General features: G+C 41.4%; 13 protein-coding genes. 2 read left to right on the top strand and 11 right to left on the bottom strand.

Going from position 1 to position 17,949, the window contains the following annotated elements; genetic code table 11:
* Positions 1-7: 7 nt before the first annotated feature.
* From P2W73_RS01725 to P2W73_RS01700, 6 genes are all read right to left on the bottom strand, one after another.
* Positions 8-3,382: a SusC/RagA family TonB-linked outer membrane protein gene (locus P2W73_RS01725; RefSeq protein ID WP_276500249.1), complete on the bottom strand. Its 3,375-nt coding sequence runs from the start codon at positions 3,380-3,382 to the stop codon at positions 8-10.
* 39 nt (positions 3,383-3,421) lie between these two features.
* Positions 3,422-4,675, bottom strand: a complete 1,254-nt coding sequence (locus P2W73_RS01720) for a sialidase family protein (RefSeq protein WP_276500248.1) — start codon at positions 4,673-4,675, stop codon at positions 3,422-3,424.
* A 206-nt stretch (positions 4,676-4,881) separates the two neighbouring features.
* Positions 4,882-5,244 (bottom strand): hypothetical protein, encoded by a 363-nt coding sequence (locus P2W73_RS01715; RefSeq protein ID WP_276500247.1) that lies wholly within the window; start codon positions 5,242-5,244, stop codon positions 4,882-4,884.
* A 163-nt stretch (positions 5,245-5,407) separates the two neighbouring features.
* Positions 5,408-6,106, bottom strand: a complete 699-nt coding sequence (locus P2W73_RS01710; protein ID WP_276500246.1) for a FadR/GntR family transcriptional regulator — start codon at positions 6,104-6,106, stop codon at positions 5,408-5,410.
* 664 nt (positions 6,107-6,770) lie between these two features.
* Positions 6,771-7,730 (bottom strand): 2-dehydro-3-deoxygalactonokinase, encoded by a 960-nt coding sequence (locus tag P2W73_RS01705; RefSeq protein WP_276500245.1) that lies wholly within the window; start codon positions 7,728-7,730, stop codon positions 6,771-6,773.
* Positions 7,731-7,739: 9 nt separating this feature from the next.
* Positions 7,740-8,390, bottom strand: a complete 651-nt coding sequence (locus tag P2W73_RS01700; protein ID WP_276500244.1) for a bifunctional 4-hydroxy-2-oxoglutarate aldolase/2-dehydro-3-deoxy-phosphogluconate aldolase — start codon at positions 8,388-8,390, stop codon at positions 7,740-7,742.
* A gap of 288 nt (positions 8,391-8,678) precedes the next feature.
* Here P2W73_RS01700 and P2W73_RS01695 point away from each other — a divergent pair, with 288 nt between their 5' ends.
* Both P2W73_RS01695 and ypfJ read left to right on the top strand, forming a co-directional pair.
* Positions 8,679-8,852, top strand: coding sequence for a hypothetical protein (locus P2W73_RS01695; RefSeq protein WP_276500243.1), 174 nt, complete (start codon positions 8,679-8,681; stop codon positions 8,850-8,852).
* A 53-nt stretch (positions 8,853-8,905) separates the two neighbouring features.
* Positions 8,906-9,757 carry a KPN_02809 family neutral zinc metallopeptidase gene (gene ypfJ / locus P2W73_RS01690; protein WP_276500242.1) on the top strand — a complete coding sequence of 284 codons (852 nt, stop codon included), beginning with the start codon at positions 8,906-8,908 and terminating at the stop codon, positions 9,755-9,757.
* Positions 9,758-10,090: 333 nt separating this feature from the next.
* Here ypfJ and P2W73_RS01685 read toward each other — a convergent pair whose 3' ends face one another.
* The 5 genes from P2W73_RS01685 to P2W73_RS01665 form a co-directional block, all read right to left on the bottom strand.
* A complete protein-coding gene (locus tag P2W73_RS01685; RefSeq protein ID WP_276500241.1) occupies positions 10,091-11,071 on the bottom strand; it encodes a Gfo/Idh/MocA family protein in 981 nt (326 codons plus the stop codon).
* Positions 11,072-11,133: 62 nt separating this feature from the next.
* Positions 11,134-13,170 carry a glycoside hydrolase family 127 protein gene (locus P2W73_RS01680; RefSeq protein ID WP_276500240.1) on the bottom strand — a complete coding sequence of 679 codons (2,037 nt, stop codon included), beginning with the start codon at positions 13,168-13,170 and terminating at the stop codon, positions 11,134-11,136.
* Between the two features lie 47 nt (positions 13,171-13,217).
* Positions 13,218-14,000, bottom strand: a complete 783-nt coding sequence (locus tag P2W73_RS01675; protein ID WP_276500239.1) for a 3-keto-disaccharide hydrolase — start codon at positions 13,998-14,000, stop codon at positions 13,218-13,220.
* A gap of 57 nt (positions 14,001-14,057) precedes the next feature.
* Positions 14,058-15,968, bottom strand: coding sequence for a c-type cytochrome (locus P2W73_RS01670; RefSeq protein ID WP_276500238.1), 1,911 nt, complete (start codon positions 15,966-15,968; stop codon positions 14,058-14,060).
* The gene (locus P2W73_RS01665) at positions 15,968-17,794 is read right to left on the bottom strand and encodes a 3-keto-alpha-glucoside-1,2-lyase-like domain-containing protein (RefSeq protein ID WP_276500237.1); all 1,827 of its coding nucleotides are present in this window, start codon (positions 17,792-17,794) and stop codon (positions 15,968-15,970) included. The genes P2W73_RS01670 and P2W73_RS01665 overlap by 1 nt, the downstream gene beginning before the upstream one ends.
* Positions 17,795-17,949: the final 155 nt, after the last annotated feature.

Raw genomic sequence — 17,949 nt, 5'->3', positions numbered from 1 at the left:
GGATGATTTAGAATTTCAAAGTAGCTCCCATTGAAAACTGCCTTGGGCGGGGATAACCACCCGGATCATAACCAGTATATACTTCAGGGTTCAAACCTTTGTACTTTGTTATATAACCAATATTAAATACGCTTGCAAATACATTCACACCGGTTGACCAGAATTTTCTGGTGATGTTAGCAGGCAGATTATAGCTGATGGAAACTTCCCTGAAAGCAAGAAAATCGCCTTTTTCAACCATAGTGGATACATCAGAACCATAACCCTGGCCAACACCTATACCAGCGGGGGCAGACCGGAGAAAGTTACGCTGGCCAATATCCGCGTCGCCGAGGGAAAAGCGGGCATAACGCTTATTTACATCACCTTCTTTTTGCCAGATATCATTTCCCAATGCCACGGACGTAGCGCCTTCATTATACGCCCTTCCTGATCCGAGAGATCTTGCTAATGCACCATTTTCAATAATATGACCTAATGCATAATCCATAGTAAAGCGTAAAGAAATTCCTTTGTAAGAAAATGTATTTTGCATACCACCTGTAAAATTGGGTGTTCTGTAACCAACAAATACCACGTCCTTCGCATCAATGATATTATCGTTGTTCAGATCTGAAAAAATGTAATCACCGGCGTGCTTTTTTACTGTAAGACCATTGGAGGTTGCTAGCCTGTCAACTTTCGTAGCATTCCACGCAGCGGCTTCAGCTTCTGTGGAAAAAATGCCTTCTACCTGGTAAACCCAAACACCAAAAGGACGTTCTCCTTCGGCTAATCCTCCTACTTCAATATCTGATTTGGAATTTGGATCATAAATAACTCCACCACCCTGGCGGTTTTTCAATCTTGTGTTAGTTGGCAATTTCAAAATCTTCTGACTGTTGTAAGCGAAAGAAAAATTAGCTTTCCAGTTAAATGATTTTATTTTTAAAACCTCTGCGCCTAATTCCACTTCTACTCCCCTATTTTGTAAAGTACCATTGTTGAAGCGTATGCTTGTAAACGGAGCTTCCAAAGGAAGAGGCTTCAGGTCAAGCCTGTCCTTTGTTAATTTGTTATAGAAATCAACGGTTAAAGTAATACGGTTATTTAAAAAACCTGCATCTATGGCTATGTCCGTTATTTCTGTTTTTTCCCATTTCAGATTGGGGTTGGAAAGATTGGACCTTAGTATGCCCGAGCCGAATGCATATTGTACAGAGCGGTAACCACCATATGTATCTGTAATGCTCAAATCACTCGTACCAACAACGCCCCAGCTTGCTCTCAGTTTCAACAAGCTCAGCGATCTCACGTTGAAGAAATTTTCTTTATGAATATTCCAGCCTGCGGAAACAGAAGGAAAGTAGGCAAATTTATTTTCGGGTGCAAAGTTGGAGAACCCGTCATAACGTAATGAAGCCCCGAATAAATATTTTGTCTTGTAATCGTACAACAACTGGCCGAAGAGGCTGGCAGATTTTGATTCGGAAAGATTGGTTCCAAAATCAGTAACGTTGGTTGTAGTAACTCCATTAACAACTCCAACGGATGGTTCATCAATAGTGAATATATAGTCATTGGTACCTCGTTGCGACCCAATATCAATTGTGTTGCCCTGGCTCCTGATATAGTTAAATCCTGCCAACGTGGTAAAATGATGATCGTTCCGGATATTGAAATCGTATTGCAATACCTGGTCCACCATCAGCTGACGTGATTGATTGACCGATTCATATTTTTGACGTATCGTAGGCGGTTGTGCCCAATCAGTTGACGGTGTGCCCTTTCTCCGGAAAAGATATTTGAAGTCGTTGATCACATAAGAGAAAGAAGGTCTGAAGTGAAGCCCTTTGATAATCGTATAATCCAGTTCAAGCCTCGTAACAAGCCGTTCGGTTGCAGAACGCACATCATCGTAGTAAAGAGTATGTAACCGGTTGCGCACGGTATAACTTTCTCCCGATTGAGGCCTGCCATCATCTTTATAAATGCGATGCAGCGGCGTAATGCGAACACCTCTTATCAATTCATCCTGGAATTTTTCTACATAAAGTGGCTGGAGATTTTGATAGTTGACCATTGCCTCAATACGCAATTTATCCGTAGCCTTAAAGCCAAAGTTGCCAAGCACATCATATCTTTTATAACCGGTGCCGGCGAATGTACCGGCCTGGTCGGTATATCCCCCGGAAACATAATAATAAGCACGGTCGCTACCGCCTTCTAAGGAAATGTTTTCATTTTGCGTAACGCCGGTATTCCAGATCAGGTCCTGGTACTGGTTATCGTAGTATAATAATTTGGTGCCGGGATTGATGGGATCATCCATCGTTTTGTAGCCTTTCGTCAACAGGTTATCTACATAAGCTTGTCCTTCCACAGCTACGATATTATCATATAATGCTGTGGTGTAAATATGATTGCCATATTGGCCTGGCCCTGTAAAAGCTTTGGTACCCGCAGAATAACCAGCGCTATTCAACAGCGTATTTCTCAAAGTGGCGTTAAAATCATAACTGTTTTTTACGGTGGTCCTTGCCAATTTTAAATATTCTTCAGCAGAGAGATAATCATAATCTCTTGCTTGTGTTTCCCATGTAGTGCGATGTTTGAGCGAAAGCTTCATTTTGGTATTGAACCGCCCGGTCTTTGTTTTAACTACAATAACGCCATTGGCACCTCTTGCGCCGTAGATAGCTGTTGACGCAGCATCCTTCATCACCTGGATAGATGCAATATTATCAGGGTCGACATCATTGAGTGATCTGAAAACGCCATCGACAACAACTAGCGGGTTGCTGTTGGTAGCGACTCCTAATCCATCGCCTCTGCTGTTTGTCTGGCCTGAACCATATACATCCACTTTAGTACCACCACGTATGATCATGTTAGTAGCACCCGCTCCAGGTTGGCCGGAATTAATAGGAATGGATACGCCGGCAATCTTACCCTGCATCGCCTGTACGGGGTTTGGGTTCGACGTGTTTTGCAATTCCTGCGGATCAAGTTTTGCGATCGCTGCCGTGGTCTTTGCCCGTGATTGTTGGGAATAACCAACTACTACTACATCGGTAAGCGTCTCATCGGCCCGCTCCAACAATACATTGATTGTTGTTTGTGAACCCGCTTTTACTTCCCGCGGAATAAAGCCTACACTTGAAAATACAAGTGTAGCTTTTGGGGAAGGCAATGCGATAGCGAAACTGCCATCGGCTGAAGTAGCAGTACCGGTTGAAGTTCCTTTTACTTTTACACTTACTTTTTCAATGCCAGCACCGGTGCTGTCGGTAACTTTTCCATTGACCGTATAGGTTTGTGCTACCGCAAAAAGTGGTAAAAGAAATACGATTGCAGAAACGAGGGGCATTCGCAGTTTCCGCCAGAAGATCATTTTTTTCATAAGCAAATAATCGTTTTAAAACAGTAAACAAATAGTTGATTAAGGTTCTGTGGCGCCATTCAATATCCAGGGAAGATTGAATTTGTGAAACTCAATAGATTTATGACTGGAGTCGCTGTTGTGCACATCTTCGTTTATCTCAATCAAAGCAGCCACGGCATAATCAGCTGTCTTGATCATGCTGGAGTATCCGCCTTTAGCAATAGTAATGGCTGCATAATCGCAGGTGTTCCAATCAAAGATTGGCCGGCTGACAGGCCAGCTATTACCATCGTCATAACTGACCCGCACCGTCATGTTGCAACGCTTTGATTCATGATTGGGATTGAGAAAAATGATCCTTGCTGGGTCATCAGTATTGTAGCGGATGATGGAACCTTCACATTTCGGATCCGGCAAAGCATTATCGGGTGTCCATGCAGTAAAGCCATTTTCAATGGAGCCGGTTGATTTTCTTCTTCGTTTGGCAAGATTCCATTCGCCAGTTTGTGGCCGGTCGTTGCGTAATAAACTGCCATCCATTCTTTCCACGATAGTGCCCTCATCAGTACCCGAGGGAATAAGCTGGTAGTGCCAGGTGGTTCCGTTATCATCACTGTAAATATTTCTGCCTTTCGCAGGAATGATCAGCCTTCCGGGATGATCATATTTTGTTTGAATGCCAATGCCCGGCCCCATAGCATCCCAGGTATAGTTGGGAGGAAGCAAAGTATTAGTAAGATCCTGCGGGATTGACCATGTTACACCATGATCATCACTATAGGAGGCGTACACTTTTCTTTCACCCCAGGTATCAATCGTACTCATGGAAGTGTGGTCACCGCTATTCCAAGACATGAAAAGCCAAACTCTTCCATTGGGTCCCTTGTTCCAGTCATACACAGCAGTAGGGTTACCCCAGGTGCCATTCCCGGAACCAACTACTTCACCCAATGCCGACCAGGTAGAACCATTGTTGGTGGAACGTTTATAGACAAGGTTTATATCACCCCAGTCACCGGGATTCCATCTTCTGCCTTCGGCAAAGGCGATCAGTGTTCCATTGTTGGTTTTGATGATCGAAGGAATACGGAAAGAATGATAAATGCTTTCGTTACCTCCGTTGAAAATAACAGAGCTGGTATGGTAAGGAGTAACGGCTCTTGCTTCAATAGCTTCTTCTTTTTCAGTGGAGGCAAGAGGCTGGGTTTTCTTGGCGCAACTGCCGATGCAAAGAAGCAAGACAATTGCTGCAATAAGTTTTAGGAAGATACCGGGCGGCCGGTGATTCCGTTTAGCAAGCAGGCAGGCCATTTCGTTAGATTTTGTTGTTTTGTCCTTTTGTAGGACATATCAAATGTAGGCATAAATGTTTTTTTCTGCCAAATTTTTTTCTAAAAAATGTTTTATTGGGTTTGGGAGAAGAGACTAATTGTGCTGCTAAAGCAACATTTAAAGGTTAATGTTCATGACAAATTTATTCGCTCCCTTGTCATATTGCCAAGCTGCCGGCTCCTGTTTTATTTAGACCGATTATTCAGCAAAATGTTTTGAAGTTCCGATAAATACATTCCGCTTTGATATGACATTTTTAAGCCCATCGGTTTATCTTCAGTATAAAAACAATAAGCCGGGCATTGGGGATTCAGACTAAAATCAATTACAAATCCGTCTTCAGAACTATTTAGAAAAGTGATTGTTCCCGATAAATGATAGCATGTGTCTCTTTCACCACTCTGCACAATAAAGTTTTTGATCTTTTCAACTTCAGACATTTTGGAAATTGTCGTATCGATAATAATTTGACTTGTATCTAGCCTATTTCCATATGCAATATTTACCTTGGTGCTATTACTTATAAAAGCAGAAAACATCTCAATCATTGGATCTTTCCTTTTACAAGAAGAGTGGATCATTAAAAAAAGTACAGTTGCTATTAAAAATTTCTTTTCTCAGTCAAATTCATTTATTCCAAAAAGTACATTATTTAAATAGAATCTATTTAAAACTGAAGCAACTCAAATTGCCGCTAACTTATTGCTAAAGTTATTTTCTCAATTTATCAAAATGGTGTTGCAGGTGCTGCAGCATTCCCTGCCGAAATTCTTCCTTGGTACCGGTCTTTAAAATATTCACCAGGTCCATATGGGTGACCTTGCCGACAATGGGAACTTTCTCCAATGAAACAAGATAACCGAAAACAGGCAATAACATATTCTGAAACCGCATCAATGTTTCATTACCGGTCATCTGGTATATTTTACTATGGAAAGCAATTTCATTTTTAATCCGGAAGACCTGTTTGCCGCTATCCACTTTTTGATGTTTTGCAATCTGTTCCAGTTCTTCCACATCTTTTTTTGTTTTGCGCAGGTACAGGAGATCTGCCAACCCCAGTTCGAGTGTAAGTCTTATTTCAAAAATATCCTGTAGCGTATTGTCATCTATGATTAGTGGATCGAGCACCCTTTCAAATGATCCCAAAATATCGGGGCGGGATAAGACCATCCCCCTTTTCTTCTTTGTCTCCACCATGCCTAACATCCGTAAACGGCTCAGTGCTTCCCGGACTACGTTCCTGCTTACACCCAATGACTCCGCCAACTGCATTTCATTGGGAAGAGGATCGCCGGGCTTAAATGATTTTTTCTTCAGGTATTCCCGCAATCTCACCTCCACAATGTCTGCCATAGTTTTTTGTGTGATCCGGCCAATTCCTAATTCATCGGGGTGGGTGTTGCGCATACATTAAAAGGATTACTTCTGTTTAAATGTAGTACAAATATCTGCGATAATTTCCTCATTCCCGTCAACGGCAAACTCTTATTTTGAGTGATGAAAAAAAAGTGTTGTTCGAGAATTGCTATTTTCTCAATTCATGTAACTATTTTCCTAACATAAACGCACCGTTTTTTATTTTCATTCATTCCTTTCTTTTTCCCAGCATATACCCAAAGCATTGCTTGTAACAAAATAGACTCTCACCCCTTTCACTTAATTTTAAATAATGACCAAAAGATATATTAAATGACAATCCCAAAACAAACATAGGAGTAACAAAAAGATCAAGGACAAACGAATGGCTCCGCCCGTTTTTCCGGCCAACACACAAAGTCTCCGATAATTTGTAAGTCGTTTTTGTGTTCATAGCCTATAATTCGCAGAACCTGCTTCGTGTTATGCGGGGCAACGAAAGGCACTACTTTTTCGCCTAATTATTGACAGCAAAATGTGTTTTATAGAAGGCGAAAAAGAGGTGCCAGTAAACGTACTTCATATGCAGGGCTTTCAATTCACCACCTCATCATAACCCCGTAAACAAACAACCCGTTTTCAAAAAAAGAGAAATCTTCTTAAAAAATTTCATGTGCTGGGTTTAAAATTGATTTGTTATTATGATTGGTAAAAGTTAGTATCCATATTGCTTTACTATTTTCAACTGCCCACGGATCAAAGCTTCATCTGCGTCTTTGTATTGTGCCCGATCATCCAAGCCAAGAACATGAAGAGCCTCCCTATATAATTTTTGCAACTCACCGTTTCCAACAATGGTAACAGGAACAGGTTTGTCAGCCAGGTCTTTTAACTCATAGCCTATTAACAGGCCGCTTAGATAATAATAATTTTCTTCTTTCGATGTCTTATCAAACAACTGGTTCACCCGCACCTGGAAAATACCGTTTAACAAGTTTGCCTCTTTCCCTTTTTTTACACCCGCAGCAAACAATTCAGCATATTTTTCATCAAAACTATTTTGTTGCACTGAACCCGAAAGAACACTATGCTGTGCCAGCAAACTGAACAGCTCACCAGTCATATAAGTGCTTACCGAATGTGCTTGTCCGTTGTTTATCCTGACATGTTTGGAATGTGTACCCGGGAAAATAAACAGTTCTTGCCTATTTGCTTTTTTAATATCACAACCTACCAGGATTGTTTCCTCGCCCCGCATTACATCCAATTCAGAACTTACACCCGAAATCATTACCAAATTCGAAGAAAAACCCGGCACAACCGAAGGAATTATTTTCACCAAAAGATCCGATCCATCCAAATGAACCGGCAATTGTTTATACGGAAGTTCCAGCATGCCAATACTGGAGGAAGCCATGCCCGACAGCACTATCGGAATGTTTTTAATATCCTTATCTACCTGTTTTGCTATTTGCTGTATTTGATCAAAAAGATAAGACTGATAAAACGCCACTCTTTCTGCATCGTTAATACTAGCCTCTTTCCATAGCTTATAGGTTGCGGCGATTCCCTGGCCTGTTTTTATCTCAGCCAATGTCCTGATATCCTCGGATGACGATTCGATCAATCTTAACCTGAATGCTGAAGTGCCCCAATCGCAGCTAAAAAAAGTCATATGGTAGTTCTATTCGTTAACGGGTTCATGATTCAACGCCTGCATAAATCTTTTCGCATTGGAGACTATCTCCTGCAAATATTTATCATTAACTTTTTGACTGGTATCTACCAGTGATTTGCCGATGCCAAATGCAACAGCTCCCGCTTTTTTGAATGTTTCAATATTGTCAATGCTGATACCGCCGGTCGGCATCAACGGAATATGTGGTAATGGAGCCAATACTTCCTTTATAAATCCTGGCCCTGCGGAACCTGGGAAAACCTTAATGATATCACCACCACTTGTAAACGCATTGAATATTTCAGTAGGTGTATATGCACCGGGAATGCTTACAGCACCGGCCTGCCTCGTTGCTTCAATCACTTCTGCACTTAAAATGGGAGAGATAATAAACTTTGCACCGGCATTAATTGCTGCGTGAGCTTCTACTGCCGTTAAAACAGTGCCGGCTCCCACTAATAAGCGGCCTTCCATTTTTTTAGCAATACTTTCAATAGCATACAGGGCATTCGGAGAATTCAAGGTGACCTCAAGACATTTAACACCGCCTTCATAAAGCGCATTTGCAATTTTAACCACATCTTCCGGCAATGCTCCCCTGATGATCGCTACAATTTTACCGGAAAGAATTTGCGACAGTACTGCATCCTTATTCATCAAAAAAAATATTTACTGGTTTTATCAAAAGATCCAATCTTTATTGTCTCACCCTTTTATATATTGGTCCACGACGACGGCTGGCCTAAACATATTCAATGTTCATGTGTTAATTTTTATGTTTATTTCAGCTTAACTTCAATTATTATTGCTAAAAGACAGAGATACATAAAGATCCTTTTGGTGCGTCCGAAGATAAACCAGAATTGCTTAAGCTCAACAACCTCAATTGACAAGATTCCCGGACTATCATGGCATACCAATTGTGTTATTTAATAAACTTGAGGCATGAAAAATAAGGTAATTGAATACGGTTTGACAGGTGTCGTAGCAGGCATCACTATTTACATGTTAATGAGGTGGTGGAACGATCATAAAAGAAAGTCGGTAAGAGAAGAAGAGGAGTTAGCAAAAATTTACCGAAAAAAATACCCGCATGAATTTGGCGAATACACTTTATAATCGTTCGTTTACCTGGCTCCATCCATCTTTTATAATAAAATAAAACATTCATTATGCGCTGGAAAGGAAGAAAAGGAAGTTCAAACGTTGACGACCGACGGGGGATTTCCGGTGGCGGTATTGCCGCAGGCGGCGGTATTATCGGCGTCATCGTTTATTTATTGTATACCTTTTTAGGTGGCAGCAGTGATACAGCGCCTCCACCGCCAAATTTTCCGGGAAGCGCAACTACTACTGAAATGACGGCTGAAGAAAAAGCCGCCGATGACGAGCGGGCAGAATTTGTAAAAGTTGTTCTTGCCGAAACCGAAGACGTCTGGAATAAATTGTATGCAGAGCAGGGATCTGATTATCCTGAACCTACGCTTGTTTTATTCAGGGATGGCATCGAGTCCGCCTGCGGGATGGCAAGCGCTGCAATGGGCCCCTTTTATTGTCCGACCGATCAAAAAGTATATATCGACCTTTCATTTTACGAGGATTTACAAACCAAACTTAATGCGCCGGGTGATTTTGCAATGGCCTATGTCGTGGCACATGAAGTAGGCCATCATATCCAAAATTTAAATGGCACGGCAGGCAAGGTAAGCCAGCTTCGCCGCCAGGTGAGTGAGGCCGAATACAATCGTTATTCGGTGATGCTGGAGTTGCAGGCCGATTTTTTAGCCGGCGTCTGGGCCCATTATACACAAAAGAAAAACATCCTCGAAAGTGGCGATATTGAAGAAGCATTGAATGCAGCTAATGCAATTGGTGATGACCGCCTGCAAAAAAGATCGCAAGGCTATGTTGTTCCCGATGCATTTACCCACGGAACCTCTGCACAACGCATGTACTGGTTTAAAAAAGGCTATGAAACGGGTGACCCTGGTCAGGGGGATACGTTTAAATCGAGTGATCTTTAAAGCTTTCTTCAACAATTCTGAACATACGTGTAAAAACACTTGCAAAAAAAGCAGGGCGGAATTATCAACTTCCCAAAATGTGGTAAACGGAAAATTTCACAAAACAAGACAAACAGTAACTGGCAAAGCTTTTGGGGAAAAAAGAAAAGCGGGAGAAACCATTCTAAGACTGTTTCTCCCACTTCTGCGGAGGTTACCGGACAAAAGTCGAACCACCATATTGAAGATATTAATGTACTAGCAGATCTTCCAAGTGTTTCAAATTTATCCGGATAAATTTTTCTCCGACAAGCATGCCGCTGAAAAATGCTACAGTAAAAAACCATACCAGGCTTATTGAACCTCATACCTGATTGCACATTGATTGCAAATCTCATTAACGACTCTCGCCATCATAAGGCTGAAATCTAAGGACATCAATGTACTTTCTGTCGTGCCTTGTTCCAGGCAGTTCATTACCTCATTAATTTCAAACTCAAACCCGTTATCTCCATAAGGCATCGAAATATTTTTTTCTGTTCCATCCGGTTTACGAAGTACAATAGCCGAAGCTTTGTACCAGGGCTGCTGAATCGTGATAGATCCTTTGGTGCCTGTTATCTCCGCTGTAGTGGGTGTGGTTGCCAATATTGTTGAATAGAGCGAAGCCATTTCCCCATTTTTATAAGATAGCATTATGTTCATTGATTCATCTGCACCAGTTGTAGAAAAGTGAGCAGACGTCTTTATTGAATCAGGTTCCCCAAGGAGAGACAACGCAAGAAACAAAGGATAAACACCGATGTCAAGCAAAGAGCCCCCTCCTAATTTCATATTGAAAATCCGGTTCTCAGTATCGTAAGGAAAAGAAAATCCAAAGTCGGCTCTTACAAAAATTATCTTACCAATTTCCCCTTCTTCTACTAATCGAAAAACTTCTTTTATTACCGGAAGAAACCTTGTCCACATAGCTTCCATTAAGAAAACTTTATTTTCTTTCGCCAATGTTATCATCTCCAATGCGCTTTGATAATTGACCGAAAGTGGTTTTTCACATAAAACAGGCTTTTTGTTTTTCACGCAAAGTAATACATGCCTGTAATGAAAGGTATGAGGTGTGGCAACATATACCACATCTATCTCTTCGTCATTAATGAGAGCTTCGTATTGATCATAATATTTTGCCGCTCTATATTTCTTTCCAAATGATTCCGCCCGTTCTTTATCCCTGGAAGCAACTGCCCATAATTCCGCATTTGGGCAATTTAGCAGAGCTTCTGCAAATTTCTCTGCTATTTTACCGGGGCCTATTATTCCCCATTTGAATATTTTCATTATTAGAAAATTGAAAACCCAGCTGAATTTTGATCTTTTCTATACTTAAGATCTATGTTTCATTATTTGCTTATAATTGGAGTTATATTTTCATTTGAAAGGAGGTCAACATCCTTCACAGCTACTGGAAACCAAAGCATCATCTCGCCTTTTCCCCTGTTGGCCCATGCATAATAAGGTATCGCTGTAAAAGTCTTTTTAGCCGTGCTGATATTTTCTCCTTTGTGGTCGATTGACACGGCCGGAAGCTCAGCTTGTAAAACGGTTACGCCATTCAGTAAACCAGCTTTATATTCTTTTGAAAAGACCGCATCCGCAGTCAGTATAAAATTGCTTGCCCTTCCTCCGTTGTCTATCCATTCCGCACAATACATTAATGGCCCAACCTGCAGCGCTGTTTTGCCAATATCGTCCTTTACTTTTTCATTTGCAATAACTCTTCTTACTTCCATCGGGAGATTCATTTCAATTACATCTCCTTTTTTCCATTTCCTGTTCAGCACAGCATAGCCCTTTTCAATAGTATAATCAACTGGTGCGCCATTGATCTTAATGGATATTTTTTGTTCGCTTGAAGATGAAAAAGAATAAAGATCGGAAGGCACAGCCTGGTTTTGTGACCAGCCCGGAATGCGCATCAACATTTTAAATGAATCTGGTGATTTTGGTGAAACAGTAAATTTCAAATTACCATTCCAGGGATAATTATTCTCCTGTACGATAGTCACCGGCTTTTGGTGAATCTTGAGGGAAGCATTGCTGCTTACAAAAAGATTCACATATACATTATCATCTTTTTGAGCATATACATAGCCCGGTATTGATGGGATCAATCTTGCAACATTGGTTGGACAACAGGAACAATCAAACCATCCGGCACGTTCAGGTTCCATTGCAGAATGACTAAAACTGTTTTTGATCTGCATGGCATTGGTATAAAAAAATGATTTGCCATCCAAACCAACACCGGAGATTAGTCCGTTGTATAAACTTCTTTCCAATACATCAATATATTTCGACTCGCCATGCAACAAAAACATCCGCTGATTCCAGTACACATTTGCTATGGCAGCGCATGTTTCATTATAAGCTGTGGCATTGGGCAGTTCATAGTTTTCGCCAAATTGTTCTCCATGGGGAATAGCGCCAAGACCACCCTGTACATAAAACTTTTTACTCACCATATTTTCCCAGATCCTGTCTACAGCTTGCAGGTATTTTTCATCACCTGTTAATGCTGCTATATCAGCTACACCTGCATATAAATAGCAGGCCCTTACGGCGTGGCCAATTGCTTCATCCTGGTCAACAACGGGCTTGTGATCCTGCCAATATGATCCATTTTTCCATTGGTCTTTACTTGTTGCGTCATATCCATTAAAATGACCTCTTTCATCAACAAAATATTTTGCTGTTTGCAGGTATTCTTTTTTGCCGGTAATGCGATAAAGTTTTACCAGACCCATCTCCACAATTTCATGACCGGGTGCTACATGCATTTTATCAGGACCAAATACGGAACAAATGAGATCTGCATTTTTCAAGGCGATATTGAGCAATGATTTTTTTCCTGTAGCATAATAATGCGCTGCGGCTGCCTCATACAAATGACCGGCATTATAAAGTTCATGGCTAAGCTCTCTTTCTTTAACCCATCTTTCTGTACCAGCCCACTTATGTGGATCTGCGGGGTTTATCGTTCTCGCCGTGTACAAATAGCCATCAGATTCCTGTGCCTTTGCTACTTTTTCAATCAGGGTATCGATATATAAATCCAGTTTTTTATCGGGGAAAAGGCTCATTGAAAACGATGCTCCTTCAATCGTCTTATAAATATCTGTGTCGTCGAAAGGAAAAATGGTACAGAACTTACCGCTTTTAGCAGCGGCCATTTCAAAGTTTTTTACACGTCCTGTCCGTTCACAACGCTCAAAGGATGCAGGAATAGTAACCGTATGATTCGTACGCATCCGGGGCATCCAGAAATTGTCCATAAACTTTACCGACGTAAAATTGATAGCCTGGATGGCATAATCAGAATTTTGCCCGTATGATATTGTCGTTGTTAAAACTAAAATGGCAAAGCAGATCTTTTTCATGGCTCAAATTTTAAACAAAACAATCAATTCAAAAAAGGAAATGTAGTTTACAAAATTCTTACCCAAATATTGCGAAAACTAATCGGCTCACTGGGATCTCCATGTGATTGTAACTTGATGGGCAATGGTCCGTGTTTGTGATATTCAGGTGTTCCTATCCATCTTGTATCTCCTTTTACCTCTACATTGTTTTGCACCAATGCACCATTTAAAAAAGCAGTGACTCTTGCCGGCGATTTCAATGATCCATCATTATTAAAACGTGGCGCTGTCCATACAATATCATACACATTCCATTCACCTGGCGGACGGTTTACATTCACCAAAGGAATATGCTGTTTGTAAATACTGCCAGCCTGACCGTTTGTATAGGTTTCACTTTTATAAGAATCCAAAACCTGTATTTCATATCCCTCATCGCCTTTGCCCCAGCCGCCAAGAAATACGCCGCTGTTTCCTCTCCCTTGTCCCGAACCGGTAATATTTTTCGGAATGCGCCATTCGATATGAAGCTGGTAATCGGTGAATCTTCTTTTCGTTTGAATCGTACCGGCCGGTTTATTTACCATCAATACATCACCTGAAACGATCCATCCTGCCGGCTTTGTTGTATCTCTTGACGATACCCATTCTGTAAGCGAATCACCGCTGAATAAAATGATTGCATCAGATGGCGGGGCGCCGGGTTTTTCAGAAGGCGTTATTACCGGCGGAACAGGCGTCCAAACTTCTGTTTTCTTTGCTTGCTGCTCTCTTGTCTCCTGCTGCGCAACAGAAGCAAAAGCTGTTGTCAGAAATAAACTAATTAAATAAATACTATTTTTCTTCATGCAAAATTTATTAATTCAATGAAACATTAATGCTTTCAAAAGTGAAACTTGTTTTGTCTATTTCTCAAGCGATTTTATCCAGGCAACTATCTTCCTCGCTTCTGCTCTTGGCAATTGCGCCATCGGCGGCATAGATACTGCATACCCCGGCCAGTTTTGCGGTTGCGGATTATAAATAAGTTGCAGCATCTTTTCGGCGCTATATTTACGCTTTGCAATTTCTGAAAAAGAAGGACCCACTTGTTTTTTATTGGGATCATGACAGGAGATACAAGTGTATTGGGTCAACAATGGTTTTACCTGGTTAAAAGTTAAAGGCTTTCCTGGAACACTGCCGCTTGTTTTAGCTGCCGTTTTTGCTGTATTAACAGTGCTTAATTCAGCAATAGCCAGTTTTTTCCCTTCCGGAATATTATTCAACGTATAATAAACAGTGGGATGAATTAATGAGTAAGCATTTTCTTTATCCCGTATTCCTTCGAGGCTTATCACATGAATATAATGCTGGCGCAAATTCTCCACCACGATGCGTGCATGCATACCATCAGCCGACACTTTTACTCCCTTTATTTTATGTTTCAGCCTGTTTACTTCCGGGCTGCCATACACTGCATGATATTTATACGTAAAACTATTGACGGAATAAGAAGCGATGTCGTTTGCAAATTTTTTGTCTACTGGTTTGGTAAATTCTATTTCAAATCCATCGGGCATTGCTTTAACTGTACGCATTTCAAAAGGCAGACGATTATTCCATACGAGTCGTTGCAATCCCTGGTTGGCATCACCTACGGAGCCCCAACCTCTATTGGTTTCGCCTACGAAAAGCGATCCGTCTTTGCCCCAGCTGAGTCTTACGGTGCCGGACTGAAAGCCACTTCTAAACAGCCAGGCAGCACCCTGCCATTCGCCATTTACTTTTTCTAAAAACACTCTGCTGAGATTACTTTGTCCCTGGTCGCCAACCAATAACTGTCCTTCAAAAGGACCAAATACTCCTTCAGGTATCTTAACAATCTCCGAAGTAGAAATGCCCAATACGCCATGCGGAAGCCAAACCAGTGGTAATTGTAATTCAGGAATATTTTTTTTCATGTCGGCCAGCGTAAAAAATTTTTCATTTACAATATTCTGCGGTTTTACGGGCCTTCCATCCTGGTCAAACTCGATTCTTTGACTGAGCTTAGAAAATATCTGTTCCTGTTTTACTTTCAACGGAGAATTAGCTGCTGTATCCCATACAAGACTTGCAGGGTGCCCGGCAAATGTTCCTTTCTTCAATGGAATGATGCTTCCTGATGCCATCCAGTCGCCCTGATTATCGGTGTAGTACAATTCGCCATCAATCATGCTGATACCACAAGGCGATCGTAATCCTGCCGCCCATGGTTCCATCGTGCCATCTTCCTGGATGCGCAAGGCCCAACCACGCCAGGGAACCATGCTTTTGGGATGCCACCAGGCATCAGGGAAACCCAAATTCAATGTCACAAAAAAAGATCCATCCGGTGCGATCTTCGGTCCAAAACTATATTCATGATAGTTGCCGGATAAAGGCCATTGGTAAATAGTTTCATACACATCGGCTTTACCATCCATGTTCTTATCAACTAACTTAGTCAACTCACCCCGCTGCACGCAATACAAAGCACCGTTCTTATAAACCACGCCTAAAACTTCGTGAAGACCAGTTGCAAATTTTCTAAAATAGGGACGCTGGCTCGTTGGATTTTCAACGATAAATACATCACCTCTTCTTGTAGTCACGGCCAGATCTCCATTTGGTAATGTACAAAGTCCACCTACTTCAAGCAATGTGCCTTCCGGAGAACTGACCCGCATGATCCGGAAAAAATCTTCTTCCTTTGCCGACTCCTGGCCCTGCACAGCATGGCTGCCAATCAGCAGCGCAGTCACAAAGCAAATTTTTGCGATCCAATTAATGCTATGATTTCTTCTTTTTATCATCAGAACAGGATTATATATTTTATTTTATTTTTTATTGGTATTACTAACTCTTTCTTTTCCCCGGCATCACGAACCATCGGTTTTGCTTCACTCCCATCCTCTATCTTCAAATAGTATGATTTATCATCCAGCAGGTATAAGCCATTACCCAAATCTTCAATGTTTTTACTTGCGGCCAGCCTGACGTAAAGATTCTCTGACGGATTCAAAACGGATATTTCACGACTGATGCCCTGCCGGTTTTCCAATACCTGTGAAGCGTCTTTTACAGCGTTGCCATAAATGAAATATTGAAAAACGGGACGATCTTTTTCATCCAGTTCATATCCTTTTGGCCGGAATCCCGTTCCTGATGTATCTGTTTTCCAGGGTGAATTAGCTGATGCAAGCTTGCCGATATTCAATACAGGTTTTCCAAAAAGTTGTTTGCTACCGGTTGCCCTTGAAGAACCATCTCCCCGATCATGCCACATAGGAGTTGCATCTAAAAAACCACCGCGCCACACCTGCACGATTGCACCATTGTCCATATCATAAGTGTAGTGCAATCCTTCCGGACTTCCCACGGACACGGCATGAACAACTCTTATTGTGGGGATATCAATAAAACTTCTCAGCACCGTATTGACTGGGGCATCCACAAGAATTGGATCAGTTTGCTCACTACTTAAATTATTCATGTCACTCAACGTGTAGTCCCGAATGCCTGGCCCGGCCACAGTCAGGCCCAACGCAGGCTGTCCCCAATCCATCGTTTTGAAATAAGATAATTCAAAAGGTAATTCACCTGCAGGCAGTGAAATTTTGACCGGGTTTCTTCCTCTTGCAATAGAAAGTTGCTGATTATTGATCACCAATGATCCTCTGCCAGCCACTGTGAAAAGATTGAAATGATATTCCCCTGCTTCATCCACTGTTAATTTTCCTGTATATCTTAAAATAAAACTATCCGGCAGATTATTAATATTGGTAGTAAGCGTTTCCGATGATCCTTTTATAACAGGTTTCAATTTTGCGTAGTCAGGCTGTTTATTAAATGGACCTTTATATACCGCATATTGCAGATTCGATAAACGAGGTTTGGCTTTGTCGAAACTTGTTATTTTAATATTGCGAAAAGCTACGGGCCCATGATCGCCCTGCAAACGCAAGGGTCCTTTCGGTTTTTCATCATTTAACCCATTGCGGGTGGGTCCAAAAAGTTCAACATTTTCGTGGATAACCACACCATTCAATTCTACCCGAAGCATTTTAGCATTTTCCGTTTTCACAGCATTCGTAAAGCGGGGAGCTTGAAACGATATCCTGAGATGCTGCCACAGGCCTGGCGCTTTACTTACATTTTGCCGGGGTGCATGGCCTTCAAATCCTTTTTGTGCGGCAGCGGTGCTATCATTCCATCTCTCATAAATACCACCATTGTCACTTGACTTTGGCTTAAGAATACCCCAGCTATCTAACAACTGAATTTCATACCGGCCTGATAAATAAATTCCGGAATTTGATCCCTTCGCCATCATATAGTCCAGCTCGATATCAACATCGCCATATTCTTCTGCAGAAAATAAATCCGCCCGGGCACTTTCATCAGTAAATGTATTAACCAAAATTCCTGTGCCGTTTGTGTAAGTTAAACGACCAGTGCTATTGAGATCAGCATTCACATCTCCACCGGTGCGCCAATTGGCCGAAGGTGATTTGAAGAAAGAAAGGTCCGTGAGGGGCAAGGTTGTTTGCGCAAACGCCACAGACAGTATCAATAAAAGGGGCAAGGCACAAATAAACCTTTTATGCCGGGCTGAAAGTTCAGCAGGTTTTGTAATCATTCTTTGATAAAATTGTAAAATCATTTGGTATGAACTGTTCCAGGAGTGCAAAGTGTAAGATCAACTTAATCGTTAAACCCGTATTTCAAAATTCACCTCACAAGCAACTATCCCAAAAAGGAAAAAATCGGTTAAAAGTCAGGAAAATTTCTTTT

The sequence above is a fragment of the Terrimonas pollutisoli genome, from assembly GCF_029360765.1.
Taxonomy (GTDB): Bacteria; Bacteroidota; Bacteroidia; order Chitinophagales; family Chitinophagaceae; genus Terrimonas_B; species Terrimonas_B pollutisoli.
This window is presented reverse-complemented; position numbering and strand designations above follow the sequence as displayed.

What these genes read in the sequence shown, in the direction of transcription:
- P2W73_RS01725 (WP_276500249.1), bottom strand. Translation starts at nt 3,382, where the DNA reads ATGAAAAAAATGATCTTCTGGCGGAAACTGCGAATGCCCCTCGTTTCT.
- P2W73_RS01720 (WP_276500248.1), bottom strand. Translation starts at nt 4,675, where the DNA reads ATGGCCTGCCTGCTTGCTAAACGGAATCACCGGCCGCCCGGTATCTTC.
- P2W73_RS01715 (WP_276500247.1), bottom strand. Translation starts at nt 5,244, where the DNA reads ATGATTGAGATGTTTTCTGCTTTTATAAGTAATAGCACCAAGGTAAAT.
- P2W73_RS01710 (WP_276500246.1), bottom strand. Translation starts at nt 6,106, where the DNA reads ATGCGCAACACCCACCCCGATGAATTAGGAATTGGCCGGATCACACAA.
- P2W73_RS01705 (WP_276500245.1), bottom strand. Translation starts at nt 7,730, where the DNA reads ATGACTTTTTTTAGCTGCGATTGGGGCACTTCAGCATTCAGGTTAAGA.
- P2W73_RS01700 (WP_276500244.1), bottom strand. Translation starts at nt 8,390, where the DNA reads ATGAATAAGGATGCAGTACTGTCGCAAATTCTTTCCGGTAAAATTGTA.
- P2W73_RS01695 (WP_276500243.1), top strand. Translation starts at nt 8,679, where the DNA reads ATGAAAAATAAGGTAATTGAATACGGTTTGACAGGTGTCGTAGCAGGC.
- ypfJ (WP_276500242.1), top strand. Translation starts at nt 8,906, where the DNA reads ATGCGCTGGAAAGGAAGAAAAGGAAGTTCAAACGTTGACGACCGACGG.
- P2W73_RS01685 (WP_276500241.1), bottom strand. Translation starts at nt 11,071, where the DNA reads ATGAAAATATTCAAATGGGGAATAATAGGCCCCGGTAAAATAGCAGAG.
- P2W73_RS01680 (WP_276500240.1), bottom strand. Translation starts at nt 13,170, where the DNA reads ATGAAAAAGATCTGCTTTGCCATTTTAGTTTTAACAACGACAATATCA.
- P2W73_RS01675 (WP_276500239.1), bottom strand. Translation starts at nt 14,000, where the DNA reads ATGAAGAAAAATAGTATTTATTTAATTAGTTTATTTCTGACAACAGCT.
- P2W73_RS01670 (WP_276500238.1), bottom strand. Translation starts at nt 15,968, where the DNA reads ATGATAAAAAGAAGAAATCATAGCATTAATTGGATCGCAAAAATTTGC.
- P2W73_RS01665 (WP_276500237.1), bottom strand. Translation starts at nt 17,794, where the DNA reads ATGATTACAAAACCTGCTGAACTTTCAGCCCGGCATAAAAGGTTTATT.